Source organism: Acinetobacter sp. ABJ_C4_1 (assembly GCF_044538495.1).
GTDB classification, from domain to species: domain Bacteria; phylum Pseudomonadota; class Gammaproteobacteria; order Pseudomonadales; family Moraxellaceae; genus Acinetobacter; species Acinetobacter nosocomialis_A.
Genome location: NZ_JBIUCQ010000008.1, coordinates 115,442 through 141,280, shown reverse-complemented (window position 1 = coordinate 141,280; position 25,839 = coordinate 115,442). Strand labels below are relative to the sequence as shown.

Below are 25,839 nucleotides of genomic sequence, written 5' to 3'. Positions count from 1 at the left end.
AATTGAGGAGATACCTTCCAATGACTGCTCAATCTGTCATTTTGCCATTACCATCTGATCATGCCCGTTTTATTGTTCTTCGTTTAAAAGATTTAACAATTGCTGAATTAAAAGAACAACTCGAAGCTTTATTCGAAACACGTGACCGTCTCATTACTCAGCATTCAGACGCGCAAATCAAAACAGCAGTCGCTTTTGGTCCAGAACTTTGGAAACAATTTTACAGTCAGTCTCCTGCTGGCTTTAAACAACTTGAACCAGAAAATGGTGCATTCAATATGCCTGTGGTACCAGCTGATGTGCTTATTCACATTGCCAGTATGCGTTCAGATATTTGTTTTGCATTAAGCCAAGCATTTTTTGAAGGTATTAAAGATAAAGTCGAAGTTCTGGATGAACGTGTTTGCTTCCGTTATTTCGATGGCCGCGATATTACAGGTTTTATAGACGGTACTGAAAACCCTCAATTTCCAGATGACCGCGCGGAAACAGCCCTGCTTCCAGAAAGTGCTGGAGTATTTGCAGACGGTAGTTTCATATTTGCACAGCGCTATGCACATGACTTGGAAAAATGGAAAAAACTTAAAGTCGATGCACAAGAAAATGTGATGGGACGTACCAAGCTTGAATCTATTGAATTAGATGATGACGTTAAACCACAAAATGCCCATGTTGCTCGTACTGTCGTTGAAGATGATGAAGGCGAAGAAATGGAAATCTTACGCCACAGCTTACCTTATGGTGATGGCAAAGGTGATCAAGGCTTATTTTTTATTGCTTACACTAAAGACCTAAGCATTATTGATGCTATGTTAAAGCGTATGTTTGGTACAAGCGGCGATGGCATTCATGACCGCCTACTGCATTTCGTGACACCACTAGACGGCGCATATTACTTTGCACCAAGTGAAGAGTTACTAGAAGAAGTTTTAGAAGATTAAAATTTTAAAAAAGTAGCTATCACGGTAGCTACTTTTTATTTAAAACCAAAGAAAAAACGAGTACTTTGACATTTTACAAAGATATTATCTTTATAAATTAATAAAAATTACTCTTAAATATAAACTTAAGGCCCATTCGCATTTCTTATTTCAAGCACTTCATTACAGTCTTTAGAAGTTGAATAAACAAAAATTCGTTTATCTTGATTTTCTAGCAAAATAGCATCTTTATTTTCACCAAAGGCATTTTTAGAAATATCACATTTATAAGCTGACAGTTGAAAGTTTTTTACGACTTCACATTTAGATTCAATAATATTGTCATTAAAACCATACCATTGCGTAATATTTGGATTTAAACAAGAGATTTCCCCCACTTGATCAGCTGTTTTAAGCCCCTTCTCCGCACTCACTTTCTTTTCATTTACAGCAGAGCCTGATTGATTTTCATCCACCTGCACCACATCTGACTTATGATTAGCATCATGTTGGGTTTTATCTGGACTTTTATCGCTACATGCCATTAAAGCGCCTATAAAAATTAAAATATAAATATTTTTCATGAAAAAGTACTCATAATTATGTGTTATTTAAAAACTGATCTTTGTTAAAGCCATTAATTAACAAGTATATCCAATATTAAATACAGAAAAAGTTATGAATATAGATTCATCATATGCATTTTATAAAAGGTGAATCATCTACTTTATTTTAGAATATTTAAAAGCCTTTATAGCCAAATTAAGTTAATAAAAAAGGGAGTATCTTACTCCCTTTTTTACACGTCCAATATTTTAGAAAGGAATACGCTTATATCTACGGTATTCTGGCTTCCAGAATGACTGATCAATTTTTTGCTTAAGCAAATCATCACTGATGGTTACAGCTACACCGTCTGCCATTGCAGCTTTTGCCACTTCAAATGCAATCACTTTAGACACTTGTTGAATTTCGCCCAAAGGTGGCAACAAGTCAGCTTGTGGATCTTTCAGCAACGGTGAACAATCTGCTAATGCACTACTTGATGCCATAAGCATGTTTTCTGTAACGCGTTTAGCACCTGATGCTACTACACCTAAACCAATACCAGGGAAGATGTATGAGTTGTTGCACTGCGAAATATTGTAAAGCTTGCCGTGATGATTTACAGGTGCAAACGGACTACCCGTTGCAATTAATGCTTTACCTTCAGTCCATTCCACAATATCAGCTGGTACTGCTTCAACACGTGAAGTTGGGTTAGATAACGGCATGACAATTGGTCGTTCACAATTGGCAGCCATAGTCTTAATAATTTCTTCGGTGAATAGCCCCGGTTGACCAGAAACACCAATTAACACTGTAGGCTTGGCATTTTTAACAACATCAAGCAGTGAAATCACTTCTTCAATATTGCCCCACTGATCTACTACTTCAGCTTTCTGAGCTAACTTACGTTGGAAGTCCAATAAGTTTGGCTGATTTTCAGTGATCAAACCAAAACGGTCTACCATGTAAACACGAGCACGTGCTTCAGCATCGGTTAAACCTTCTGCAATCATTTGTGCAACTATTTGCTCTGCAATACCACAACCAGCTGAACCTGCACCTAAGAAAGCAATTTTCTGGTCTTTTAACTGTTTACCTGCTGCACGACTTGCAGCAATCAAACTACCAACAGATACCGCTGCTGTTCCTTGAATATCATCATTAAAACAACAAATTTTATCGCGATATTTTTCTAATAATGGCATCGCATTTTTTTGTGCGAAATCTTCAAACTGGATGAGTGCTTTTGGCCAACGACGTTTTACAGCTTCAATCACCATATCTACAAAGTCATAGTACTCATCACCACTAATACGTGGTTGACGCCATCCCATATAGATCGGGTCATTTAATAATTGAGGGTTATTCGTTCCTACATCGATTGTGATTGGCAATGTGTAAGCAGGACTAATACCACCACATGCGGTGTAAAGCGAAAGTTTCCCAATTGGAATACCCATACCACCAATGCCTTGATCACCAAGACCTAAAATACGTTCACCATCAGTAATCACGATGACTTTGACATTATTTTTATTTACGTTCTGCAAAATATCATCAATCACATCGCGATCTGGATATGAAATGAAAACACCACGGTGACGACGATAGATATCAGAGAAACATTGACATGCCTCACCCACAGTTGGCGTGTAAATAATTGGCATCATCTCTTCAAGATGATTTTCAATTAAGTGGTAGAACAACGTTTCGTTGGTATCTTGAATATTACGTAAATAGATGTGCTTATTAATATCATCATTGAAAGCACAATATTGCTGATAAGAGCGTTGGCTTTGCTCTTCAATAGTCTCAATAATATGTGGAAGTAACCCATGTAAGTTAAAGTTACTTCTTTCTTCTTGAGTGAAAGCGGACCCTTTATTTAAAAGGGGTAACTCTAAAAGTGTATAGCCTGCATAAGGGATATAAAGTGGGTGTTTACTTGGGTGTCCTGATATCATTGCCTATCTCATTTTCCAGCTTAGAACTCCGAAAAGTACAGTTTCAGCACTCTCTAAAGCTCGTTGTATGCGTAAGCTTAAGACTATTTAATACAAAATAGGTATTTTAAACCGTGATATTGAAATTGAATACTATTTAGAAAAAACATATAACAAAATTAATATTAAAAATTAATTACTTACATTTTTCATCTTTTTTAAAATTATTCTTTCTCAACTGTATATCTGACTTAGAATCTTATATTTTTGCCCTTCCTTACATTTCTATAAAAAATACCAAGTGTTTTACTGTCTTATAATTTCAAAAATATTACATAAAAAGCCTGTATTTACGTATTTTTAGAATTTAATCACAGTCATTTTTCAATATTTACAAAAAAAATAGTTGTAGGGAATGAAAAGAAAGAAATTCAGTGAAAGCGTTAAATGCACTCCCCCAACTCATAGGAAATTTGCTATATTTGACGTTTTTCTGCGACATCTATTTTCGATTGATATGAATACGGCAATACAAGCAGCTCTCGACCATGCAGTGCAAACCCTTCAGCAAGAAGGTGTGCTTCCTTCGGATTGGAATAATTCAAGCAATTTAACGCGCACCAAAGACCGAAGCCATGGCGACTTTGCTTCTAATATTGCCATGATCGGCTCTAAAGCTGCTGGTATGAAACCACGCGATTTAGCTGAGAAAATTCTCGCAGCGCTACCAGAAGTTGCAGACATCAGCAAAGCTGAAATCGCAGGTCCTGGTTTTATCAATTTCTTCTTAAATGCAGACCAACGTTTTGCGATTCTTGACCAAATTCAAGCTCAAAAAGAAGACTTTGGTCGCAGCCAATCAAACGCAGCTAAAAAGATTCAAGTTGAATTCGTTTCTGCGAACCCGACGTCTAGCCTACACGTAGGTCATGGTCGTGGTGCTGCCTATGGTATGACCGTTGCAAACTTACTTGAAGCAACAGGTGCTAAAGTTGATCGCGAATATTATGTAAATGATGCTGGCCGTCAAATGGATATTTTGGCGACTTCTACCTATTTACGTTATTTAGAATTATTGGGTCAAAATCTTGTATTCCCAAAAAATGCTTATCAAGGCGACTACGTTAAAGAGATTGCCCAAAGCATTATCGACAAAGATAACAATGCATATGTTCGTGATGTAGCAGACGTCTATAAAAATGTGCCAGAAGACGTGCAATATGCAGACGAACTCGATAGCGAAGGCAATAAAGTCGTATTATCTGGTGACAAAGAAAAACACATTGATGGTCTTATTGCCAACTCACAACAATTATTAGGTGAAGGCTACCGTGTTTTCCATCAAGCAGCTCTTCATGCCATTTTAGATGACATTAAAGATGACCTTGCTGACTTCGGCGTAACCTTTAACCAATGGTTTAGCGAAGCATCTCTTAGTGCAAAAATTGATGAAGCGTTGGAAACACTTGACCAGCGTGGTTTCCTTTATGAAAAAGATGGCAACATTTGGTTTAAATCGACTGAATTTGGCGATGAAAAAGACCGTGTTGTTAAGCGCCGTAATGGTCAAACGACCTACTTTGCATCTGACATTGCTTACCACTTAAACAAACTACAACGTGGTTATACTGACCTTGTTGATATTTGGGGTTCTGACCACCACGGTTATATCTCTCGCGTAAAAGCTGCGATTGATGCAATGGGTTATGACTCGAAAAAATTAACTGTTCTTTTAGTTCAGTTCGTAAGCTTATGGCGCGGTGGTGAGATGGTTCAAATGTCATCTCGTTCAGGTCAGTTCGTGACTTTACGCGACTTACGCAAAGAAGTTGGCAATGATGCGGCTCGTTTCTACTACGTGATGCGTAAGAGCGAACAACACATTGATTTTGACCTTGACCTTGCTGTGTCACAAAGCAAAGACAATGCGGTGTATTATATTCAATACGCTCATGCACGTATTTGCCGTATGTTAGAAAAAGCAGCAAGCACTGGCTTACAATTTGAAGTAAGTGCAGCTCGTTCACATGCTGCACGTTTATCACTTGATGCAGAAACTGAAATTCTTGCTAAACTGGCTGCATATCCAGATGTTGTGTTACGTGCTGCTAATGCGTATGAACCACACCAAGTAGGTAACTACTTAAAAGAATTAGCTGCGCTATTCCATGGTTGGTACAATGAGCACAAAGTTTTAAGTGATGATGCTGAACTTACACAAGCACGCTTATTACTTTCAATCAATGTACAGCAAGTATTGCGCAATGGCTTAGAATTACTCGGTGTTTCTGCACCTGAAGCCATGTAATTTACTGTTGGGGTATTTGGCAAAGTCATATACCCCTTCGTGTTGTAAGAAATAACGCTTTGTAAGGGAATCCACCCATGCAAAGCGATGTTTTAAAGTAAACGAGAACTAAACTCGAAATAAAACAATCAAAAGACAGAGGAATAATCCACGTGTTTGGCAAAATGCAACGCGGTGTATCTGAAAGACCTAATAAGCCTAAAAAGCCGTTAATTCCTAAATGGTTAGGGACACTTGTCGCTATTTTAGCGGTCTTATGTATCGCAGTAGTGCTCATGCTTTGGAAACCGTGGCAACCCGTTTCTTCAAAAAATCAGATTACTTCTGATCACTACAAAGAAGAAGAAACCAATAAAGATTACCGCTTTTATGACTTACTGCCTCAACAGCAAGTTACCCCTATTCCAGAACAGGCAGTTCCAGAAAGTAAAAACCAAGGTACCGCTATGATTGTAGAGGCACCTAGCACAGCTCAACCTGCGGCATCAGAAGCTGTTGCTAGTACTGATGATAATACGGACTCTACAGCTGCTGCACCTCAACAGCCAAATTACATTTTACAAGTCCGTAGCTATGCCGATCCGGATCAAGCAGATGCTCGACGCGCAGAAATCATTTTAAATGGCTTATCGGCTGATGTAATTAGAAGCTCAGAAAATGGTAAGACGTGGTACCGTGTTATTTCTGGTCCATACGATACCCAAGAAGCTGCTCTTGCTGCTCAGCAAACATTACAGCATAGCGGCATTGACTCTATCGTAATTAAACGCAAATAAAGATTAAGTAATAAAAAAGGAACAAATATTTGTTCCTTTTCTTTTATATATCAGCACAATTTCTTTCGTTTGACCCCAAACCTTTCTGTCTTGCTTTCTGAAAAGCTGGTCTTTGCTGAATCCGATGTAAAAATGCTTGAATATGCGGATATTTGCCTTGAAGACGTGACTGTAGAGCCTCTAATGGAAAACTCATTTGAATATCGGCAAATGAAAAATCCCCTGCAAAATATTCATGTTCAGACAAGTAGTTTTCTAAAAAACTAATATGATCTTTCATACGTGGGCGAACAAAATTTGCTTTCACCCCTTCTGTAATTTTCTTTGCTACAGGTTGAATTAACCAAGGTACATGTTTGTTCACGTTATTCATAACCAAAGTCATCACTAATAACGGCATAAGTGAACCTTCGGCATAGTGCATCCAGTAAATATACTGCTGTAAATCCTGAGCTTGCTTAGGTTTAAATTGCTGTTTTTGATCATAGCGCTGCTGCAAATACTCTAAAATAACAGCTGATTCTGCAATAACTTGCTCATCGTCTGTCAAAATCGGCGCCTTGCCGAGCGGATGGATACATTTCAACGTTTCCGGTGCTGAGTAGTTGGGCAAGCGTTGATAATAATGAATATCATAATCTAAGCCTAACTCTTCTAAAGCCCATAAAATCCGAAACGATCGCGAACATTCCAGGTGGTGTACACTAATCATGTTATTGCCTACTTTTATTTTTCTTTTTTACATAAAAAACAGCATGTGAACATGCTGTTTTATTCCATTTGTGGGATGGATATAAAGTCATCCACCTCAACAAAATAGCATTTTTATGCTGTAACAAGCACAGTATGAATGTCTAAACTACGTAACAAAGTTTTAGTTACTGGCGTTTTACTACATACCGTTAAGATTTTTTGTTGAAGCTCTTCGTTTGGCAGCTCTTTAAAAACAATACGACGCTCGATATGTTCTTCATGCTCACGATTAGTATGAAAATCAATTTCAACCGAAAACTCACCAAAGTCATAATCTTTATGCTTTGCATACATTCTTAAAGTAATGAGTGTACAAGCTGCCAGACTTCCAGTTAGCAAATCATAAGGGGCTGGCCCCTGATCATGACCTTCTAACTTTTCCGGTTCATCACAAAAGTATTGATGACGACCACTGGTAATTTCACCTTTCCACTGTTCGGCAAGAGGTTTTGCCTTACTACTCGCGATTACTACTGTCATTTTGATGCTCTCATTTGATCTGGAAGAACTGGGGCCTCTAAACGTGCACCAACATAATCTGGAATTTCACCAAAACGTACATCATGATTAATCCACTGTTCACGTGCTTCTTTTAAATCATCCATAGTACGTGCAACAAAGTTCCACCATAGTAAAATTGGAGTTTCAAACGGTTCACCGCCAATTAACAGCACACGGTTACCTTTTTTGATTTCAATCTCAATTTCACTCAATCCAGTATCCAATACAACCATATTGTCAGCAGTGAGTTCATGACCATTCACATGAGCAACGCCATCTAATGCCATGAAACCATATTCAAACTCAGGATTTAATGGAATACGTGTTTTAGTATCTTGAGTAGCAATAAGGTCCACACCTACTAACGGTGTATGCACCACAACTGGAGAAGTAGTTGCCAAGTATTCACCCACGAGCACGGTAAATTCTAAACCGTCTTTTTCAACAACAGGCAACTCAGGATAATGTTCAAATTTCGGATCCATATTGCGCTTCTGGTCAGGTAAAGCAATCCAGAGCTGTGCAGCGTGCATTTGGGTTTCTGTATCAGGCGCAACTTCGGTATGAGAAATACCATGTCCTGCTGTCATCAAGTTCACCTGTTTAGGGCGAATTAACTGCTTTGAACCTAAACTATCGGTATGCATCATGGTACCTTCAATCATCCACGTGAAGGTTTGCAAACCAATATGCGGGTGTGGGCCTACATCTAAACCATTACCTGCAGGAAACGTTACTGGGCCTGCATGGTCTAGAAAGCACCATGCTCCAATCATACGCTTTTGACGGCTAGGTAAAGCCCGCTTAATTACTGTCCCCTGTCCAATTTCAGCAGAGCGAATTGGAAATTCCTGAATAAATTGATTGGCAAATTTCTCGCAATCCTTTGAATCAGAAATATCGTAATCATTATTATTGCTCATGATATTACTCTCTTTTACCTATGCTTTTGCAATGAGTCGTTATACTGATCTTAACAATACACTCATTATTCAATATAGTCTTTTAGTAATACACAGGGTGCTATCAATGAGACAATCCGCTTTTTAGTTATAGAAAATGATTAAAGGTATATAACATAACTTCTTAAGAAGATTGGGTTTTAACAAGTTGTTTTAAGTTTTTCATAAATTGTCCAAATTGTGGCAAGAACTCTTCAAATAGTGGATGGTCCCGATTTTCCAACATGACTTCACTAAATAACTTTAGACCAACGGCAAAAGATTTTGTGGTTTGATCATCAAAAAATTCTGCACTCTTTAACTTTTCAACAATCTCAAAAATATCGTCATGATTACCAGTATAGAATTCGAGTCTTTCCGTATAGGTAGAAACTTCGCCTTTGGCATTTTTTAAATGCTGTACCGTAACGTGATATTGATGTTGTTTCATAGATACATTCTCTATTAAAAAATTAATGGTTTTGGATAATTTCAATCTGCTTCAAGTCAACTTGAAATTGAGTAAATACCGTTTGCAAACAGGCTAGAAATTGTTCTTGTTTGGCTTCTGTCAGTTCTGCACAATGAATTTGTAGGAGTTGATTGTTGGCTAAGCCAGATAAATTAAATTTGGCTTCACCCCGTTGGAATTGAGTATTTGAGATTAGGCCTGCTCCTACCAAATCACTGACCACCCGATAAACCGTCGCCAAACTCAGTTTCTGTTTTTGGGTATAGAGCTTTTGATAAATCTGTTTGACCGTTAAATCTTCCGCTTGCTGTTGAATTAAAGAAAAAACAGCAAGTCTTGGATGAGTGACTTTTAGGCCCGCTTCTTTGATTTTTTGCTGTAGCTCTAACATGTTGTATCTCAACTTATAGGCGCCCGATTGCAACCGCAGCCTGATCAATTTTTTCAGCAATTTGATAGATCTGGTCTTGCTGCAAATCAGTTGTATTGAGTTTCAAACGTAATGCCGTCTTTAAGTTTTCCATGGCGCGATGAATTTCAATTAATTGATCATTACTGTGAATTTCACGTCTTAAGCGCAATTTCTCTAACAGCCCACTTAGTTTGTCCTGTTGTTCAGTTAAGTAAGCTTTCCCAAATTCTGTGATTTGATATTGCTTACGCTCTACGTCTAACAAGTTAATTAGGTTCATTTCTTCCAGACTGGTTAAAGTCGGATAGATTGTTCCCGCACTCGGGGTATAACCATTGCCCACCAAATCACTGATTTCTTTAATAATTTCATAACCATGCTTAGGGCTTTGCTGAATAAGGTGGAGTACCAGAAGTTTCATACGTCCCGCTTCAAAAAGTCTTCCCCGGCGTCCTGAACGGTGATGTCCGTGGTGATGTTCATTGTGCTCAGTATGATGATGTTCTGATTGTTGTTTCATCTTTAAAAATTCTCTAATATGTTTAATTTATAATTATTAAGATATATCTTAATATATCTTTTATCAAGTATAAGCAATAAGAATAGATCTATCATTTTGATATTTATAAAAATTATTTTAAGCTTTAAAAATTAAGTAATAAAAAAGGACGCTATCGCGTCCTTTTCTTTACCAACAAACAGAGGAAAATTATTCCCACTCAATCGTTGCTGGTGGTTTAGATGACACGTCATATACAACACGTGATACATCTTTAATTTCATTCATAATACGCGTTGAGATTTTATCAACCAATTCGTATGGTAAATGTGCAAAACGAGCTGTCATAAAGTCAACTGTTTCAACTGCACGAAGTGCGATTACCCATGCATAACGACGACCATCACCTACTACACCAACTGACTTAACTGGTTGGAACACAGCAAATGCTTGAGCTGTTTTGTCATACCAACCGCTGTCACGAAGCTCTTGCATAAAGATGTCATCAGCAAGACGAAGAATATCTGCATATTCTTTTTTCACTTCACCCAAAATACGAACACCTAAACCAGGGCCCGGGAATGGATGACGGTAGATCATGCTGTGTGGCAAGCCAAGTGTAGTACCTAATTTACGTACTTCGTCTTTAAACAAGTCACGTAAAGGCTCTACCAATTCAAATGCTAAATCTTCTGGTAAACCACCTACGTTGTGGTGAGATTTAATAACGTGTGCTTTACCTTGTTTGCTTGCAGCAGATTCGATTACGTCTGGGTAAATCGTACCTTGTGCCAAGAATTTCACGCCATCAAGTTTACGTGCTTCTTCAGCAAATACTTCAATAAACTCACGACCAATAATCTTACGTTTTTTCTCTGGATCAACTTCACCAGCCAATGCAGTTAAGAAACGTTGTTCAGCATCTGCACGAATAACACGGATACCCATGTTTTCAGCAAACATTTGCATCACTTGATCGCCTTCGTTCAAACGAAGTAAACCATTATCAACAAATACACATGTTAACTGGTCGCCAATTGCTTTGTGTAAAAGCGCAGCAACAACAGATGAGTCAACACCACCTGAAAGACCCAAAAGAACCTTTTCATTACCGATTTGTTCACGTAATTGTTCTACACGTAAATCGATGATGTGTTCAGGTGTCCAAAGGCCACCACATCCACAAATTTTATGAACGAAGTTTGCAAGTAACTCTTCACCTTTTGCCGTGTGCGTTACTTCTGGGTGGAATTGCACGCCATAGAAACGACGCGTTTCATCACTTACAGCAGCAACTGGACAGCTTGGTGTGCTTGCAGTAATCGTAAAACCTTCTGGAATCTTGCTCACTTTGTCGCCGTGGCTCATCCAAACATGGAGTTGGTTTTCGCGGTCTTGTAAGTTGCCAATCAGTTGGTCGCGTTTAACGATATCAACTTCAGCATAACCAAACTCATGTACAGTACCCGGCTCAACTTTACCGCCTAACTGTTCAGACATGGTTTGTAAACCATAGCAAATACCCAATACTGGAACGCCTAACTCAAACACCACTTGCGGTGCTCGTGGGCTGCCCTCTTCATGCACACTCTCAGGTCCACCTGATAAAATGATACCGTTTGGCTTAAAAGCACGAATGTCTTCTTCAGACATATCAAAGGCATACATTTCAGAGTAAACACCAGCTTCACGTACACGACGTGCAATGAGCTGACTATATTGAGAGCCGAAATCCAGGATCAGGATACGATCTTCAGTAATTTGAGTATTGGTAGTCATGACAAACCACTAAATGGCAAAAGAATTAAGCGCGCCATTTTAACATTTTTCACGCTTCGGCGCACCGCAAATCATCATATATCTTATTTTTTTCATATCAGAATCATTTCTATATTGAGATTGATCAATATAAATTAAAATTTATTGATATTTATCAACATACTGTATACCCCTTAAAAACTTCATACACATTGATAAATTCATCACATTCTATGCAACATCGTTGTGAATTTGATGTTAAGATGACCCGATAAAACAGGCATTACCATGGAAAGGTAAATACCATTAGCGATATTTGTCTGTCCTTAAACAGTTATCCGTTTTTATGGCTTGTTGCCCCATATCAAAATCAATAGAAATCTAAGGAACAACAATGCTTCAAAGTATGATTGCAGATTTCCAGCAACATTTTTGGTTGTATGTCTCTATTCCTTTCATGAGTGGTTTAATTGGCTATGTCACTAAAGTGATTGCCATTCAAATGATGTTCTCACCACTTGAATTTAAAGGTATTAAACCGTTTTTTGGCTGGCAAGGTATCGTGCCTCGTAAAGCTGAAAAAATGGCAACCATTGCTGTTGAACTCATGACAGCCAAGCTGATTAAGCCCGAAGAAATTTTTGCTCGTCTTGACCCAAAGCGTATTGCCAAAGAAATTGAAAAACCATTAATGGCAGCAGCAGAAGATATTACGCGTGAAGTCGCACAAGAGTATCAACCCGGGTTATGGGAAGGTATGCCTGAGTTTGCCCGTCAAAGACTGATCCGTAGAGTGCAATCAAAAGCACCGGAAATAGTCGAGCACATCATGAGTGAGGTGCAACGTGATGTGAATCGATATTTTGATATTAAGCATTTGGTGATTAGCAACTTGCTTAAAGACAAACGTCTCCTCAACAATATTTTTAAGCGTGTAGGCAAACAAGAATTTAAATTTTTCAGTAATGTTGGCTTTGTATTCGGTTTTGGTATTGGTGTAATCCAAATGTTGTGCTGGATTATCACACAAGGCAAATATCCTTGGATGCTGCCGATGTTTGGCGGATTTGTAGGATTCTTTAGTGACTGGATTGCGCTACAAATGATGTTTAGACCTCTCTATCCGAAAAAGATATTGGGTTATACTTGGCAAGGTCTATTTATTAAACGTCAAAATGAAGTAGCAGCTGACTATGCAGCTTTAATTTCCAAACAGCTTTTAACTTCACGTCATATGATGGAAGAGTTGTTTTCTGGTACTCACTCTGCACGTGTGATTGAGCTAGTTAACCGCCATGTTAAACAGGAAATTGACATGCAAGCAGGTGTGATTCGCCCACTTGTTGTTTATGCAATTGGTGGAGAAAAATACCAGAATATGAAAACGCAGGTTGCTGAACGTATTATGCAACAGCTGCCAGAGACTATGAAATATGTTGAGTCGTATGCAGAAGATGCGATGAACATTCGCAGTACTTTAATTGAACGTATGCAAAAATTAACACCATCCGAATTTGAGGGCATGTTACGTCCTGCGTTCAAAGAAGATGAGTGGGCACTCATTGCAGTAGGCGCAGTACTTGGTTTTGTTGTTGGGGAATTACAAATCCAGTTTATGCTCTAATTTTTAAATATAAAAACCGGATGAATTGATCATCCGGTTTTTATTTTGTCTTGAATATTATTTTTCAATTGCATGGTCTAGGCTAATACGTCCAGCACCGTGAAGCATCAAGAAGAATAAACCGCCTGCCATTGCAAAGTTTTTCATAAAGTGGATGCCATTGTTATATTGCGCTGCTGCATCAGCACCACCTTGGTGGAACAAGAACGCAGTTAAAATACTAAAGATTCCAAGACCAAAAGCTGCAAAACGTGCTTGGAAACCAAATAACAATGCTAAACCACCACCGAACTCAACCAAAATGACTAATGGTAGAATTCCACCTGGAACACCCATCGCTTCCATATAACCTACAGTTGCTGCATAACCAGTAATTTTCCCCCAGCCAGCAACAAGGAAGATATACGCAATAAGTACACGAGCAACAAGGCTAATAAAACTGTCCGCGCCTGGTTGCGTTACGATATTTTTGACCACCACATTTGGATTAAACATACAGCCACCTTTATTTAAATGCTTATTTGTTGATGAACTTATTCTAGGTTTGGGACATTGATAATTAAATATACAAAATCCATATATATCGTTGCACAAATAGAATGATCAATTTGTATATTTTTGATGTTTTATACTGACTTTCTATAGGCTCACTGCTACGATTTGAGCACGGTTTACCACTTAGTTATCTCATGGAACTTCTTGATTTTATTCTACACGTTGACCAGCATCTGGCCGAATTTATTACAAATTACGGGACCTGGATTTATGGCATTTTATTTTTAATTATTTTTGTCGAAACCGGTCTAGTGGTTATGCCGTTCTTGCCAGGCGATAGTTTATTATTTGCAGCAGGTGCTTTAGCCGCATCTACAGGTAAGATGGATCCATGGTTGTTGGGTACTCTACTCTTTATTGCTGCAGTTCTAGGCGACACAGTGAACTATCATATTGGACGTTTTATCGGTCCACGTGTGTTTGAAATGAATTCCCGCCTCATTAACAAACAGCATTTAACGAAAACTCAAGAATTCTTTGCCCGCCATGGTGGCAAAACAATTATTTTTGCTCGATTCATTCCATTTGCCCGTACCTTTGCTCCTTTTGTTGCTGGCGCCGGTAGTATGAATTATAAGTTTTTCCTAACATATAACTTAATTGGAGCATTCTGCTGGGTGGCTTCTTTTGTAACTTTGGGCTATTTATTTGGAAATATGCCAGTTGTAAAAGACAACTTTACCCATCTTATTTTCGGCATCATTATTATTAGTGTTCTACCGGGTATTATCGGATTTATCCGCGAGAAGTTAAAAAACCGTAAGGCTAACGTTTAAGACTGCATTTAGAAGAAACGAAATACCACGGGAAGCATACATAAAATGAGTAACATGGCCGATCCTTTATATAAATGATCGGCTTTTATTTTTTGCATTGAACCCGTCAATAAAGCACGTCCAAAAATCATCCAAAAGCTCGCCGCAGGAATAAGCGTCAAAGTAAAAGCGGCAAAAACCATAAGAAAATTTTCAGGTGAATTCCATGTTTCGGCTGGAAAAATACCAGCTGCAAACAGTAAGGACTTAGGATTTTTTAAAGTAGAGAAGAATAGCTGACGTGGACGAATATTACGGTGATTCTGGCTAAACTGCTGTAAATGCGTAGTTTTCCATAAACGAAATGCCATCCAGAACACATATAACACACTCGTAATATGCAAAATGAGCAGTAGCGCAGGCCAAACTGGGGCCGCTAAATGAATAAACACAGCCCAAAAGCTAATCCCATAAGCATAACCCAACCATTGCATTGGAATAAGCCAGAATGTTTTAGATAAACCTTGTGAGTGAGCAGCGGTTGCAAGTAGTGCATTTGTCGGACCCGGGATAAGCAACACAGCCAACATTGCTAATACAAAAAACCAGCTTTCAATCATAAAGTTTCCACATTGGTAAAGATGCGGCCACCTTAAACGAAATAGGCAAAATATAGCAAGTTTAGAGAGTATTTTGACTAGAAAAAACACAGCTAATATAGAGTTTTATTTTTAAAAAGTGATTGATTTATATTTATTTTATTATGAAACATTTTGCTAAACTTTAATCATCACAATATGCTTTGACTAGCATATTGTGATGCAAAATTGGTGATTAATTCGCCTTTTTACGAACAATAATTGGGCAATTTTTAAACTGAGCAGCCTGAACAATCGCTTCTTGTTGTCCCATTACACGTGAAAGTTCGGTATTCTTGGTTGAAGAAGATTGCCCCATGTTGACAGAGATGGATGGACCGAAACCCCAACCGCCGCGTCCCCAGCCACCACCAAGTCCAACGCCAACACCCATACCTGTACTTTTTGGAGTCTGTACACCATTGTCAATATATTGTTGAATGCGGTTATATTCACTTTGCAGTTGCTGGCAACTCAAAGATTGATACTGTGTCGGAGACACATAAGTCGGTTTTACCGTCGTGGCACAAGCGCCCAATAGTAAAGTGGCTGCTGCCAAAGGCACAATATATAAGCCTTTCATCATTTTTCTCTTATCTTTTTGGTTCAATTTCGCTGAACAATGCCTCATAAGACTGAGTCAATTTATGTTCTGGCGCCAAGTGAGCCAAAGGTAAATTTTTCTGATGTGATTCTTTCATTAAAATCGAAGGCGGTAACATGCTATTAAGCACAGGTAAGCCTTCATCTTTTAACTGTTGAACCACTTCCCGCGGTAATTTTGCTTGGGATTGGAACTGATTCACCACAATTCCTTCAATTTCCAAGCGATCATTATGATCATCTTGCGTTTCGAGAACATTTTCAATCAATGTTTGTAACGCACGCTTTGAAAACACATCACAGTCGAAAGGAATCAGGACTTTATCTGCTGCAATTAAGGCAGACAACGTGAAAAAGTTAAAGGCTGGTGGTGTATCGATATAAATACGGTCATAGCGCCCAATTAAGCTTTGAATAGAATCACGCAACTTATAAATTTTATGCTTGCTTTCAAGTGCGTGCTCAAGTGCGCCAAGCGTAGGGCTTGCTGGAAGCACATCTAATTTTGCAAAAGATGTCGAGTGCACAAAACTGTCGAGATCTTTGTTACGAGGGGCTTTTAAAATTGAGCCTAGTGCATTACCAATTAAGCCTTTTTGTTGATTATTCCCCAGCACATCTTCAAAGAAGTTTTCAATATTTGGTTCTAAAACGGCTTTATCAGCAGCGTATGTTGCTTCTTCGCCTAAAAGGTATTGGCTAGAGTTGGCTTGAGGATCCAGATCGATAACCAAGGTCCTGAAGCCATGTTTGGCACTAATCGCAGCCAAATTTACAGTAATACTTGATTTCCCTACACCGCCTTTTTGGTTAAACACCACACGAGTTAGCATGCTTCCCTCTACATATTTTTTTATTGTATGCAGTTTAACCTAGAGCTTAAGCAAAAAGGCAAAGAATGTAGAACAATTAAGCAAAAACTGGTTTCACGATCACCAAAATAATAATGGCAATAAATGCGACTGCACTAATAGCTAAACCTGCACGGCGCTGGGCAAGTAAAATAGTGTCATCCTTTTTAAAGGCTTTCATTAGTGATGATAACAGCACTAAAAATAAGATAATTTTCGCGTAAAACCATGGCTGGACCTGAAAGTTCTTCATTACCAGTAAAATTGCACCCGTAATAAAAACCACAGTAAATGACAAATGTTGCAAAGCAACTAATACTTTACGCCCTGCTGGGTTAGGTTGTTGACCTTGTACCCCAATGAACAGTGTAGAAGCGCGTAAAACAAACACCATAAGTGCGGCAGTTACCGCAGTCATATGAATAATTTTAGTGATTAAATGTACGTCCATAAATCAGCCCTTAGCTTTTAGGTGCATGTGCACATTCTGGGCTCGCTGGCGCTTGTCCTTGCCACTCACTTGGCAAATAGGCATGGATTGCTAAAGCATGGATTTGTCCCGGATTCATTAAATCAGAAGCCAAGGCATAAACTTTTTGATGACGTTGAACCAAACGCAACCCGTTAAACTCTTCACTTACCACAATCACTTTAAAATGTGATTCTTTACCTGGGAAATAACCACCGTGGCCGGCAGACTCGTTAATAACTTCCAAATGGCTAGGTGCAAGGGTTTGTAACCGTTCAATCAACTGTTGTTCAAGGCTCATAGCTTTTCCTTTTACGATTATTCGTATATTTGGACTTAGTATACCCTGTCTACGCACAAACAAAAGTTGCTCTTGTATGCTTTGACTTCAAACAAAATGTCTATTTATTCGGCAACTTATCGATAAAAATAGCTTTAAATGCTCATTTCTGTTTTTATTTTATGCAATCAGCATAATTATTTGCATAAAGTTGTTGACCCTTGTTTTGCTTAATGTATTATAAGCGGCACGCGGGAATAGCTCAGTTGGTAGAGCATAACCTTGCCAAGGTTGGGGTCGCGAGTTCGAGTCTCGTTTCCCGCTCCAAATTGGTTTTTTTTGAGAAAGTTTTAGTAAAAACTGCTCATATATGCGGGAATAGCTCAGTTGGTAGAGCATAACCTTGCCAAGGTTGGGGTCGCGAGTTCGAGTCTCGTTTCCCGCTCCAAATTTAAAAGGCCCTAGTCGAAAGACTGGGGTTTTTTTCTTTTTATCGATTCATAATTTTTATACTCTATCGATTTACCACACAACTTAATTAAGAAGAACTCGGTTCAAGTCCAACTAAAGACTTTCTACTTCCTACCAGATTCATATTTTTAAATCGACAGTTATAACGATCTCATCTAGTTATATTTGCAAAGCACTGGAGTAATTTGGTGCGTAGATATACGCGGTAATAATTGAAAACAATCCAAGTTAAAGCGTCCTATATTGTGGCTCTGTTGCAAGCATATGGAAAATATAAAACTACAATCATAGATATAGCTTTGAAAATGATATTGCTCTATTTTTTGAGCATCTTTAGTTGCATCAAGAAACCGTATATATTCAGACAACACATGAAAGTTAAGCTTCTTTAAATGGCTGCTCATTCCATGCCCAGTACATTTAATATAGGATTCCTTTAAGGTCCATATTTGAAAAAACCGTTGATATACGCTGAATGGGTCAATCAGTTCATTTTCCTGAATCCACTCTATTTCGCTTGGGGCTAGTACACTGTCGACACGCCTCCATTCGAACTCTCGATTCACTCGTTCAACATCGACGCCTATTTCTCCTTCTTCAGTCAGAGCAAGAACAATAACGTCCGCTGAGTGACTAAGATTAAAATAAATAGCCTTACAGCCTTGTACAAAAGGTTTGCCATTCGGTTGTAATTGAATATTAACTTCATGGGGTGAGATACCCAGCTTATCTGCTAAAACAGACTTCGTTAACACACGAGAAATTAAGAAAAGACGTGCAGCATGAGGAAGATATTGATCATATCTCAACTTTTCAACCTCGTTGAGAAAGCTGAGATAATGACTCAATATCATATGATCTTGTGGTACCCGTGAAACTGGGCAAACAAAAACCTGTACTTGGGCTATATCAGACATCACTAAGCTGTACTGTAGTGTTGATGTACTTCGTCAGAACTGGTTTGAGGTAATCATAAACCGCTTCTACATGGGTAACATGCGGATTATGACCTGCACCAGCGATGATATGTACAGGAATATCAGGACTGATTGTGGTAACAATGGGGTCGTTTTCCCCAACAATAATCTCGATTTTAGAGCGAAGTTCAGTGAGTAAAGCTGTCTGTGTAGCGCGCTGCTGCGGCAAATTAATGTGGTGCATGTACTCACTAATATGCTTAGACACTGACAAGCGGCGTAGTGAGTCCATCGCATATCTTACTGACAGATTTTGTTGTCCATTTGGATGCAGATCTTTAGCAATCACATCTTTTGGCACAAAACGGAAAATGAGTTTCGATATGGCTTGTATCTGAAACATTTTAGCAGCCTGTGCCTGAACAAAATAAGGCGATATGAGAATAAGGCGTGCAACTTTTTCTGGATATTTCTTTGCAAGGTTTAATGCAAAGAGGCACCCTAACGAGTGGGCAATCACAACACTATTTGGCGCTAAAAGCTCTGCAGCAGTGTCAATAAAATGATGATTGTTATCCTCCATCACCTCATAACTACCCGAACGCCCAAGTCCGGGTAAGTCCATCATAGCGACCTGATCATATGTGATTTTATTGATGATTGGAGACCAACATGCACTATCGAATGGAATGCCGTGTAAAAATAGTGCGGAAGATTTTTCTGAACCAACTGACTGTTTAGTATAGATTTCTGTCCAATATCGGTTCTGATAGCTAAAAGAATTAGGTGTTGGTACTTGCATACGACCAAAACGTGTAAGCACCAAACGATCAATCCAGCGAGAAAAATAAGGCATGATATTGATCAGGTCCGCAATACCCATCTTCGCCGCCATCGCCTCTGCCTCAGCAACATGATAGTGCTCGGTAGAAATGAAAGAGAGTTGTTCTTTAGAACCATCAAGTAATACCTCAGGTAATTTCTCTAATAGACCTTTGGGTACTTGTAAATGTGGAGTGCTCACTCCTAGGTGCTCAGCAGCGAGGTGAACTAAGCGATGAAATTTCGGCGTCGCAGGATCAAGCAGCATATACTCCTGAGCAATGGTCTCAGGATAAGACATCGTTCGGATCAAAAAGCTCACGATATACTGCATATTACATAGTGGCAGGAATGTGTCACGGCCACCTGGCAATGCCAGTAGACGTCCCTGATAGAGCTTATCAATCATGTCAGCAATACCGATATACTGCATATCGCCATAGTTATAAAAACCATCAATGACTGTTGCTGGATTTATTGCAGTCCATGGCACATTTAAACGCTTACAGGCCTCAATGAAAGCTTGATAACCCAAAATTTTTGAAGCTTCATAGCCACCATGTTTGCAATACAACTCATCAGCCGATTCTTGCGGCGGTGCAGCCACACGATACCCGCCAATCCAGATAAATCGCTCAAGCTGCTTCAATGTTGCAGCCCATTCAATTAAGGCAAGTCCTGACTTAATATTCGTACGCTCAGCTTCAGCTTTGCTAATGCCCCAATTAAATGATGCTGCGAGATGATAAATTACATGGATCTTTGTCTGAGCATCTGCTAGTAAAGAGTCCAGCTTAAAATCACGGCTTAAATCATATTCAACAAACGAAATAGACGGATCGGCTAGTCCTTCTGTTGCGATAAAACCTAACAGCTTATCTTTCTTGGTTGCGGCATTACGCAGCGCAGCAATTACCTGATGACCTTCCCGTAGAAGATCAACAATCAGCCTGCTGCCAATAAAACCTGCTGCACCTGTTACTAATATGGTCTTCCGTGAAAAATTATCTTTTTTTGCGTTATTTAAATTATCCATAAATCACCTTATTAGGGACTGGGCACTCCAGCATTGTTTTGGAGCGAATTATCTTAAAAGTTATATCGAATCTGGGCATATACCAGACTGTTATCTCTAAATTGTCCTAACACTGTATCATTTCTGCCCCAGAAGCGATCTCCGCCTGCATTCAACTGCCAGTGATCATTGAGGTTGTAGTTAATACGTACTCTCAACAATTCATTAGGCTCTGGTGCAAAATAGAATCCTGTAAACTCTAGCTTTAGGTTGTCATTCATTAGGTTAAGTGCATAACGCAGCATAGCCCCATACTGATTCTGTTGATACTGGTCACTGATCGTTTGCTGATAACGATAAACTTCTCTCAATAATGGATCTGTTAAGCTATCGGCAGACCTTACATCCTCCGTATGTTTGTACACACCCATTAAACTCAGCGTGGAATTTTTTAATGACAATTCTGGTCCCATGACCACAGTTAAATTATTTTTCTTATGGGTAATATCTTCACTGCCATCCGAGTCAGTTTTTGTATAGGCAGCTTCACCTCTCCATACGATATCGTTATGGTTATAACTGAAATCTACTCCATACACAGACATAGGATTATTTTTCAGTTGTAATGTTGCTCCTGTTGGAGATAACGATTGTAGTGATAGATCCGGCATATGATCTAAACCTGAAAAATACGATGCCCCGACATCTAGACCATCTACAGAATAATCCCATCGTACTGCAAACATAGGACGGCTCTTACGGTCTATGTCGTACTGAACACCAGCAATCTGACGCAATGGAATTACATCTGAACGACTACGCGGATACCACAATGCAGTCCACTTATTGGTTCCAGATTCAGGGATATACGTCAATTTGAGTGCATCATTTCCAAGACGCTGATCTGTCTCATCTGGCACTAAACGCGTATAGTCACGAGGTGATAGATTATCCGTTGGGTTAATCCCATCAGCCCTTCCCCAGATGACAATCTGACGACCAATATCGACATAGACGGTCTGATCCCAGTTATAAGAGGCATACAACTCACGTAAGTTGCGGTTTACCTTACTCACTTGATCTGGGTTCACAGTATGGTCCGTTTCGTCTCCAACCACTATGTCGTAATGCAGTTTAAATGCAGGGTTAAACCTGAGTGTACCATTGGACCAGAAACTTGCCTGTCCAATGTTTTTTAACGAACTTAAATCACGATCTGATGACCACACATCGAGTCTGGCTGAGTTCTGGCTCACAAAACTAATTTCGCTGTCATCTGCATAAGCATGCTGCAGTAGCATAAAGCTACTGCAGCATGCAAATACCCAATAGGCACCTTGCGTCATTTTTCAAGACTCTGTGGTGAGAAAAGCTTATCGGATAAGGTTTTTTCTGCCACAAAATCATTGACGATCACTTGTGTCATATGTTGAGTTTGCAGATTTTTCGCCATAGATTTCATGGCTTGCCATCTTGGTTTGACTTTGCCGTAAGGACGGATATCGGTGAATTCAATGTGTTTTAATGGCTTACCTGCTGTATCCCAAATGTCGATAGTTGCCGTAACAAAGTTATCTTTGAGGATGCACATACGACGTTTGCTATAACCAAAGTCACTCTTCACCGTATTATTAATTGGTGTTGCTTCAATCATGTAGCAATCTTTGCCATTAAATTTGCCATCTGCAAGTTTCGTGTACTTCCAGTCACTAAGCTTATAGCCAAGGACATCACCATAACTAAAGTCCGTACCAATAAAGGCATCGCCCTTATTCGCTGATGCAAGACGGCGTACTTTTTTCAATGCAGGCAAATAGACAAACATGCTATCGCTGCCTTTTGCATTTTCAATTAACAGCGTCGTGGTTCCTTGGACATCTGCTGGCGAGATGAACTCAGTCAAACGCATGTTGTTCTGAGTATTTCCAGCAAGCTTGGTCATGTTTTTAGTTAAACGTACACGTTGCTCGCCATTTTTAGAGGTCAAAATAAATTTGGCGCTAGCTGTTGAAGACAAGAACTTAGAGGCATCATCACTACGATTAACAATGTCTTGAACTTCATCTGCATGAGATGTTTTAGGCATCGACATTGTAAGCGCCGTACCTAACAACAGGCTTGTCACAACAGTTTGTGCAACAGGAACGCTCTTCTTATTTGAAGAAAAGATAAAACGAGGTTTCAACATCAGAATCATTGTAGGTACCATAATTAAGGTTGCAAATACACTGAAAAGCATCGCAATCACAATAAACATTGCGAGCCATTGATGGACGTGGAAGCCTTGTGATAAGGACAATACGCCATACCCACCGGCAACTGCAGTCGCGACAAAAAGAGATGCCTTACCAGCAGTACTTAAAGTTTTACGAATAGCGTCTTTGATATCGCCGCCTTCTTCACGCAAGATTTCACGCAAGCGGTAGAGGAAGTAGATGGCATAATCCGCACCAATACCTACAGCCATGGCCGAGATGAGAGAGTTCGGAATATTGAGCGGAATGTCGAGCCAGCCCATCACCCCAAAGATGGCAAGAATTGAGAACAGAAGTGGAGTCAGGACAATGAGTCCCGCTGAAATCGAGCGGAAAACCAATGCTGAAATAAAGAATACGGCAAATGAAATTTGTAGAATATTCATAAGCTTGCCGTGAACCATCGTTTCAGTCAAAGCAATGGTTTGCGTCACATCACCACCAAAACTTACTACCGCTTTATCGCCCAATTGACCCGCCATATACGTTTTTAGCGACTCTAGGATTTCTTTAATGCGATGATTACTGCCAGTTTTCAGAAGAATCGTGATCTTGGCATAGCGCTGAGTGGTATCAATGTATGAATCAAAATCAGTCGGCTCACCAGACATTGAATACAACAGCAGATACTGAGCAACAACGTCTTTGGTTGCAGGAACCTGAAATGCCTGTGGTTGATCAGCATTCATTGCCTGATTCATTCGTTTGATATAGTCCACGATAGAGATGGTTTTACCGACCTCTGGAATTGAGTTCGCGAACTTTTCAGTATTATCAATCGCTTTTAAGATTTCAGGGTTTTCAATACCATCACGAACTTTGGTATCAACCATAATGTAAAGGCTGTTTGTGCCACCAAGAGACTGATTTAAGAATCTGTCGTCTTGTTGCATTGGTAAGTCGCGAGAGAAGAAATTACGGCTATCGTTGTCTACCACAATACGGCTCGTGCCGATAGCAAGTAAGACGCCCATTGCCGCAATCGCAGTCATTAACATCATTCGTGGACGAACTGACAAAATGACATCACCAATACGGTTTGGAATCCAATCCCAAATTGGCAAGCCTTTGCGTTTAACCTTCACAACCGAAGGTGGTGGCAACATTGAGCGGAGTGCCGGAATAAAAGTCATCTCAATCACCAGCGTACTGATGATCCCGATCCCTGTAAAAATACCGAATGAACGAATAGTTGGAATGTTGAAAGTCAACAGAGAGAAGAATCCAGCTGCTGCAATACCACCAGCCAGCACCATAACTGGACCAACACGAACCAAAGACTGCACTACAGCTTCGCTATTGGCAGCTTTAGGCTCCATTCCTTGAGCAATCAGACGATCAAAATCTTCATAGTAGCGCTTGAGCAACTGCACGGCGTGCCCTGCTGCAATAGCTAATATCAGAATTGGCGTAGGTGAGTTAAAGATATCCATTGGCTGTTTGAACAAGCCCATCATGCCCATACCCCATGCCACAGCCAACAAAGCTGTAACGAGTGGCAGAATCAAACCTTGCTTACTGCGGAATGCTTCAAAGTGCAATAAACCAATCACTAATACAGCAATCGGGAACAAAATATTGATACGCTTAGAGTAGTCTTCAGCTTTATCCAGATACACAGGATTGCCACCGACACTAATCGTCATATCTTTAGATTGTTCGCTCTCTACGATTTTGTTGATTGGGCCCATCATTTTCTGGAAGCCCTCTGGACTTTCCTCAAGCTCAAGCAAAATCGCAGCAGTTCGTTGATCTTTAGATACCACTGAATTCATATAGGTTGGATTCAGTGCCAGTAGTTTTTTCAGGTGATCAATATCCTCCTGAGTGACTGAACTACTCGGCAATAGTTTCTTGGCATCGAACCCTTCTGCATTCGCCTCGATACCTTTCGCCTGACGTGCAGCCAGACTCATCATAGTGGAACGGACTACGCCCGGTGCATTATCAACTTCTTCAGTAATACGTTTGACTTTCTCCAACACTTGCGGCTGATAAATATCACCCTGCTTCGGTGTAATACCGATCACAACCATATATTTGGAGCCGAATTTCTTTTCAATCAGCTTGGTCGAGGTGATGTACGGATGCCCTTTAGGCGCAAGTGCATCTGGGTCAATAATAATTTTTACACCAGATGCCAGATACGCTAGAGCAAGTGTTAAGAGCATCACCACAGTCAACACAATACGACGATGGCTAAGAATCCAACGTGCGTATTTCTCCATCATTTGTTGAGTCTTACGAGGTGGTTTACTGGTCTCGATAGTTGGTTTATTTTCATTGCCAACCGACTCATAGGCTTCACCCTTTTGAGCTAATGCTTGAAGATTATCGACATCTTTCTTGAACTGAGCGAGTACCATCTTTTTTAGCAGCGCTGGCGGCAATACACCAAAAAAGCTACCCGGCTCTGCCTCAAACACCCATTCAATCCACGTACCTTCCGGATGTGGCTTGAAACGGTAAGTACCGGTGTAGTGAAAGGGTCCTTCCACTACTTTAAACGCATACAATTCGTTCGGTACTAGATGTGTAATTTCACCTTTAAAGGACATTTCACGCCCAATAAAGCTAAAACCAATTTCGTACTTACTACCCACACGCGGAGTACTGTCTAGCAGCTCAGAATGCTTACACGACAATTGCCAACCTGCATCATTGGCCGGGTTTGCAAGGTAGTTGAAAACCTTGTCAATCTCGGCCGGTATGAGGAAAGCATGTTCTATGGTCACCATAGTGGTTCTACCTT

At 39.7% G+C, this 25,839-nt stretch carries 24 protein-coding genes and 2 tRNA genes; 7 read left to right on the top strand and 19 right to left on the bottom strand.

Annotated features, from left to right (window positions below; all coding sequences use genetic code 11):
• Window positions 1-20 precede the first annotated feature (20 nt).
• Window positions 21-941, top strand: coding sequence for a Dyp-type peroxidase (locus tag ACIF8R_RS11775; RefSeq protein ID WP_396480905.1), 921 nt, complete (start codon window positions 21-23; stop codon window positions 939-941).
• A 125-nt stretch (window positions 942-1,066) separates the two neighbouring features.
• On the opposite strand, the gene ACIF8R_RS11770 is transcribed toward ACIF8R_RS11775, so the two are convergent.
• Window positions 1,067-1,504: a hypothetical protein gene (locus tag ACIF8R_RS11770; RefSeq protein ID WP_396480903.1), complete on the bottom strand. Its 438-nt coding sequence runs from the start codon at window positions 1,502-1,504 to the stop codon at window positions 1,067-1,069.
• Window positions 1,505-1,735: 231 nt separating this feature from the next.
• The gene (locus ACIF8R_RS11765) at window positions 1,736-3,433 is read right to left on the bottom strand and encodes an NAD-dependent malic enzyme (RefSeq protein ID WP_396480901.1); all 1,698 of its coding nucleotides are present in this window, start codon (window positions 3,431-3,433) and stop codon (window positions 1,736-1,738) included.
• Between the two features lie 496 nt (window positions 3,434-3,929).
• On the opposite strand from ACIF8R_RS11765, the gene argS reads away from it, so the two are divergent.
• Together argS and ACIF8R_RS11755 are read left to right on the top strand one after the other, a co-directional pair.
• Window positions 3,930-5,720 (top strand): arginine--tRNA ligase, encoded by a 1,791-nt coding sequence (gene argS, locus ACIF8R_RS11760; RefSeq protein WP_396480899.1) that lies wholly within the window; start codon window positions 3,930-3,932, stop codon window positions 5,718-5,720.
• A gap of 152 nt (window positions 5,721-5,872) precedes the next feature.
• Window positions 5,873-6,496, top strand: a complete 624-nt coding sequence (locus tag ACIF8R_RS11755) for an SPOR domain-containing protein (protein WP_396480897.1) — start codon at window positions 5,873-5,875, stop codon at window positions 6,494-6,496.
• Window positions 6,497-6,539: 43 nt separating this feature from the next.
• Here the strand turns inward: ACIF8R_RS11755 and ACIF8R_RS11750 are convergent, their stop codons facing one another.
• From ACIF8R_RS11750 to guaA, 7 genes are all read right to left on the bottom strand, one after another.
• Window positions 6,540-7,208: a glutathione S-transferase gene (locus ACIF8R_RS11750; RefSeq protein ID WP_022574377.1), complete on the bottom strand. Its 669-nt coding sequence runs from the start codon at window positions 7,206-7,208 to the stop codon at window positions 6,540-6,542.
• Between the two features lie 113 nt (window positions 7,209-7,321).
• Window positions 7,322-7,729 carry an OsmC family protein gene (locus tag ACIF8R_RS11745; RefSeq protein WP_200027855.1) on the bottom strand — a complete coding sequence of 136 codons (408 nt, stop codon included), beginning with the start codon at window positions 7,727-7,729 and terminating at the stop codon, window positions 7,322-7,324.
• A complete protein-coding gene (locus tag ACIF8R_RS11740) occupies window positions 7,726-8,673 on the bottom strand; it encodes a pirin family protein (protein WP_289736812.1) in 948 nt (315 codons plus the stop codon). The genes ACIF8R_RS11745 and ACIF8R_RS11740 overlap by 4 nt, the downstream gene beginning before the upstream one ends.
• 163 nt (window positions 8,674-8,836) lie before the next feature.
• Window positions 8,837-9,142, bottom strand: coding sequence for a DUF3861 domain-containing protein (locus ACIF8R_RS11735; RefSeq protein WP_311070367.1), 306 nt, complete (start codon window positions 9,140-9,142; stop codon window positions 8,837-8,839).
• A 22-nt stretch (window positions 9,143-9,164) separates the two neighbouring features.
• The gene (locus ACIF8R_RS11730; RefSeq protein WP_396480894.1) at window positions 9,165-9,554 is read right to left on the bottom strand and encodes a Fur family transcriptional regulator; all 390 of its coding nucleotides are present in this window, start codon (window positions 9,552-9,554) and stop codon (window positions 9,165-9,167) included.
• Window positions 9,555-9,567: 13 nt separating this feature from the next.
• Window positions 9,568-10,095 carry a PadR family transcriptional regulator gene (locus ACIF8R_RS11725; protein ID WP_396480892.1) on the bottom strand — a complete coding sequence of 176 codons (528 nt, stop codon included), beginning with the start codon at window positions 10,093-10,095 and terminating at the stop codon, window positions 9,568-9,570.
• A 189-nt stretch (window positions 10,096-10,284) separates the two neighbouring features.
• A complete protein-coding gene (gene guaA, locus ACIF8R_RS11720; RefSeq protein WP_263612691.1) occupies window positions 10,285-11,853 on the bottom strand; it encodes a glutamine-hydrolyzing GMP synthase in 1,569 nt (522 codons plus the stop codon).
• A gap of 385 nt (window positions 11,854-12,238) precedes the next feature.
• On the opposite strand from guaA, the gene ACIF8R_RS11715 reads away from it, so the two are divergent.
• Window positions 12,239-13,456, top strand: a complete 1,218-nt coding sequence (locus ACIF8R_RS11715; protein ID WP_171057494.1) for a DUF445 domain-containing protein — start codon at window positions 12,239-12,241, stop codon at window positions 13,454-13,456.
• Window positions 13,457-13,513: 57 nt separating this feature from the next.
• Here ACIF8R_RS11715 and ACIF8R_RS11710 read toward each other — a convergent pair whose 3' ends face one another.
• Window positions 13,514-13,951, bottom strand: coding sequence for a DoxX family protein (locus tag ACIF8R_RS11710; RefSeq protein ID WP_263612690.1), 438 nt, complete (start codon window positions 13,949-13,951; stop codon window positions 13,514-13,516).
• A gap of 194 nt (window positions 13,952-14,145) precedes the next feature.
• Between ACIF8R_RS11710 and ACIF8R_RS11705 the strand changes: the two genes are divergently transcribed.
• On the top strand, window positions 14,146-14,787 hold the full coding sequence (locus ACIF8R_RS11705) for a DedA family protein (protein ID WP_343569993.1): 642 nt from the start codon (window positions 14,146-14,148) through the stop codon (window positions 14,785-14,787).
• An 8-nt stretch (window positions 14,788-14,795) separates the two neighbouring features.
• Here ACIF8R_RS11705 and ACIF8R_RS11700 read toward each other — a convergent pair whose 3' ends face one another.
• From ACIF8R_RS11700 to ACIF8R_RS11680, 5 genes are all read right to left on the bottom strand, one after another.
• Window positions 14,796-15,386 (bottom strand): LysE family translocator, encoded by a 591-nt coding sequence (locus tag ACIF8R_RS11700; RefSeq protein ID WP_004883927.1) that lies wholly within the window; start codon window positions 15,384-15,386, stop codon window positions 14,796-14,798.
• A gap of 214 nt (window positions 15,387-15,600) precedes the next feature.
• Entirely contained in the window at window positions 15,601-15,987 is a 387-nt protein-coding gene (locus tag ACIF8R_RS11695) for a hypothetical protein (protein ID WP_193329928.1), read from the bottom strand.
• Between the two features lie 10 nt (window positions 15,988-15,997).
• Window positions 15,998-16,840: a ParA family protein gene (locus ACIF8R_RS11690; RefSeq protein ID WP_308965596.1), complete on the bottom strand. Its 843-nt coding sequence runs from the start codon at window positions 16,838-16,840 to the stop codon at window positions 15,998-16,000.
• Window positions 16,841-16,916: 76 nt separating this feature from the next.
• Window positions 16,917-17,309 carry a SirB2 family protein gene (locus tag ACIF8R_RS11685; RefSeq protein ID WP_396480890.1) on the bottom strand — a complete coding sequence of 131 codons (393 nt, stop codon included), beginning with the start codon at window positions 17,307-17,309 and terminating at the stop codon, window positions 16,917-16,919.
• 10 nt (window positions 17,310-17,319) lie between these two features.
• Window positions 17,320-17,628: a BolA family transcriptional regulator gene (locus tag ACIF8R_RS11680; protein WP_000051228.1), complete on the bottom strand. Its 309-nt coding sequence runs from the start codon at window positions 17,626-17,628 to the stop codon at window positions 17,320-17,322.
• 230 nt (window positions 17,629-17,858) lie between these two features.
• Here ACIF8R_RS11680 and ACIF8R_RS11675 point away from each other — a divergent pair.
• Window positions 17,859-17,934, top strand: a tRNA-Gly gene (locus ACIF8R_RS11675).
• A 45-nt stretch (window positions 17,935-17,979) separates the two neighbouring features.
• Window positions 17,980-18,055, top strand: a tRNA-Gly gene (locus ACIF8R_RS11670).
• Between the two features lie 178 nt (window positions 18,056-18,233).
• On the opposite strand, the gene ACIF8R_RS11665 is transcribed toward ACIF8R_RS11670, so the two are convergent.
• From ACIF8R_RS11665 to ACIF8R_RS11650, 4 genes are read right to left on the bottom strand one after another with little or no spacing between them, the layout of a single operon-like run.
• Window positions 18,234-18,995: a 4'-phosphopantetheinyl transferase family protein gene (locus ACIF8R_RS11665; protein WP_396480888.1), complete on the bottom strand. Its 762-nt coding sequence runs from the start codon at window positions 18,993-18,995 to the stop codon at window positions 18,234-18,236.
• Complete coding sequence (locus ACIF8R_RS11660) at window positions 18,988-20,853, bottom strand: alpha/beta fold hydrolase (RefSeq protein WP_396480886.1); 1,866 nt, start codon at window positions 20,851-20,853, stop codon at window positions 18,988-18,990. Before ACIF8R_RS11660 ends, ACIF8R_RS11665 begins: the two co-directional genes overlap by 8 nt.
• Before the next feature lie 53 nt (window positions 20,854-20,906).
• Window positions 20,907-22,178, bottom strand: a complete 1,272-nt coding sequence (locus tag ACIF8R_RS11655; RefSeq protein WP_396480884.1) for a porin — start codon at window positions 22,176-22,178, stop codon at window positions 20,907-20,909.
• On the bottom strand, window positions 22,175-25,825 hold the full coding sequence (locus ACIF8R_RS11650) for an outer membrane lipoprotein-sorting protein (RefSeq protein WP_396480882.1): 3,651 nt from the start codon (window positions 25,823-25,825) through the stop codon (window positions 22,175-22,177). The genes ACIF8R_RS11655 and ACIF8R_RS11650 overlap by 4 nt, the downstream gene beginning before the upstream one ends.
• Window positions 25,826-25,839 lie beyond the last annotated feature (14 nt).

What these genes read in the sequence shown, in the direction of transcription:
- ACIF8R_RS11775 (WP_396480905.1), top strand. Translation starts at nt 21, where the DNA reads ATGACTGCTCAATCTGTCATTTTGCCATTACCATCTGATCATGCCCGT.
- ACIF8R_RS11770 (WP_396480903.1), bottom strand. Translation starts at nt 1,504, where the DNA reads ATGAAAAATATTTATATTTTAATTTTTATAGGCGCTTTAATGGCATGT.
- ACIF8R_RS11765 (WP_396480901.1), bottom strand. Translation starts at nt 3,433, where the DNA reads ATGATATCAGGACACCCAAGTAAACACCCACTTTATATCCCTTATGCA.
- argS (WP_396480899.1), top strand. Translation starts at nt 3,930, where the DNA reads ATGAATACGGCAATACAAGCAGCTCTCGACCATGCAGTGCAAACCCTT.
- ACIF8R_RS11750 (WP_022574377.1), bottom strand. Translation starts at nt 7,208, where the DNA reads ATGATTAGTGTACACCACCTGGAATGTTCGCGATCGTTTCGGATTTTA.
- ACIF8R_RS11745 (WP_200027855.1), bottom strand. Translation starts at nt 7,729, where the DNA reads ATGACAGTAGTAATCGCGAGTAGTAAGGCAAAACCTCTTGCCGAACAG.
- ACIF8R_RS11740 (WP_289736812.1), bottom strand. Translation starts at nt 8,673, where the DNA reads ATGAGCAATAATAATGATTACGATATTTCTGATTCAAAGGATTGCGAG.
- ACIF8R_RS11735 (WP_311070367.1), bottom strand. Translation starts at nt 9,142, where the DNA reads ATGAAACAACATCAATATCACGTTACGGTACAGCATTTAAAAAATGCC.
- ACIF8R_RS11730 (WP_396480894.1), bottom strand. Translation starts at nt 9,554, where the DNA reads ATGTTAGAGCTACAGCAAAAAATCAAAGAAGCGGGCCTAAAAGTCACT.
- ACIF8R_RS11725 (WP_396480892.1), bottom strand. Translation starts at nt 10,095, where the DNA reads ATGAAACAACAATCAGAACATCATCATACTGAGCACAATGAACATCAC.
- guaA (WP_263612691.1), bottom strand. Translation starts at nt 11,853, where the DNA reads ATGACTACCAATACTCAAATTACTGAAGATCGTATCCTGATCCTGGAT.
- ACIF8R_RS11715 (WP_171057494.1), top strand. Translation starts at nt 12,239, where the DNA reads ATGATTGCAGATTTCCAGCAACATTTTTGGTTGTATGTCTCTATTCCT.
- ACIF8R_RS11710 (WP_263612690.1), bottom strand. Translation starts at nt 13,951, where the DNA reads ATGTTTAATCCAAATGTGGTGGTCAAAAATATCGTAACGCAACCAGGC.
- ACIF8R_RS11705 (WP_343569993.1), top strand. Translation starts at nt 14,146, where the DNA reads ATGGAACTTCTTGATTTTATTCTACACGTTGACCAGCATCTGGCCGAA.
- ACIF8R_RS11700 (WP_004883927.1), bottom strand. Translation starts at nt 15,386, where the DNA reads ATGATTGAAAGCTGGTTTTTTGTATTAGCAATGTTGGCTGTGTTGCTT.
- ACIF8R_RS11695 (WP_193329928.1), bottom strand. Translation starts at nt 15,987, where the DNA reads ATGAAAGGCTTATATATTGTGCCTTTGGCAGCAGCCACTTTACTATTG.
- ACIF8R_RS11690 (WP_308965596.1), bottom strand. Translation starts at nt 16,840, where the DNA reads ATGCTAACTCGTGTGGTGTTTAACCAAAAAGGCGGTGTAGGGAAATCA.
- ACIF8R_RS11685 (WP_396480890.1), bottom strand. Translation starts at nt 17,309, where the DNA reads ATGGACGTACATTTAATCACTAAAATTATTCATATGACTGCGGTAACT.
- ACIF8R_RS11680 (WP_000051228.1), bottom strand. Translation starts at nt 17,628, where the DNA reads ATGAGCCTTGAACAACAGTTGATTGAACGGTTACAAACCCTTGCACCT.
- ACIF8R_RS11665 (WP_396480888.1), bottom strand. Translation starts at nt 18,995, where the DNA reads ATGTCTGATATAGCCCAAGTACAGGTTTTTGTTTGCCCAGTTTCACGG.
- ACIF8R_RS11660 (WP_396480886.1), bottom strand. Translation starts at nt 20,853, where the DNA reads ATGGATAATTTAAATAACGCAAAAAAAGATAATTTTTCACGGAAGACC.
- ACIF8R_RS11655 (WP_396480884.1), bottom strand. Translation starts at nt 22,178, where the DNA reads ATGACGCAAGGTGCCTATTGGGTATTTGCATGCTGCAGTAGCTTTATG.
- ACIF8R_RS11650 (WP_396480882.1), bottom strand. Translation starts at nt 25,825, where the DNA reads ATGGTGACCATAGAACATGCTTTCCTCATACCGGCCGAGATTGACAAG.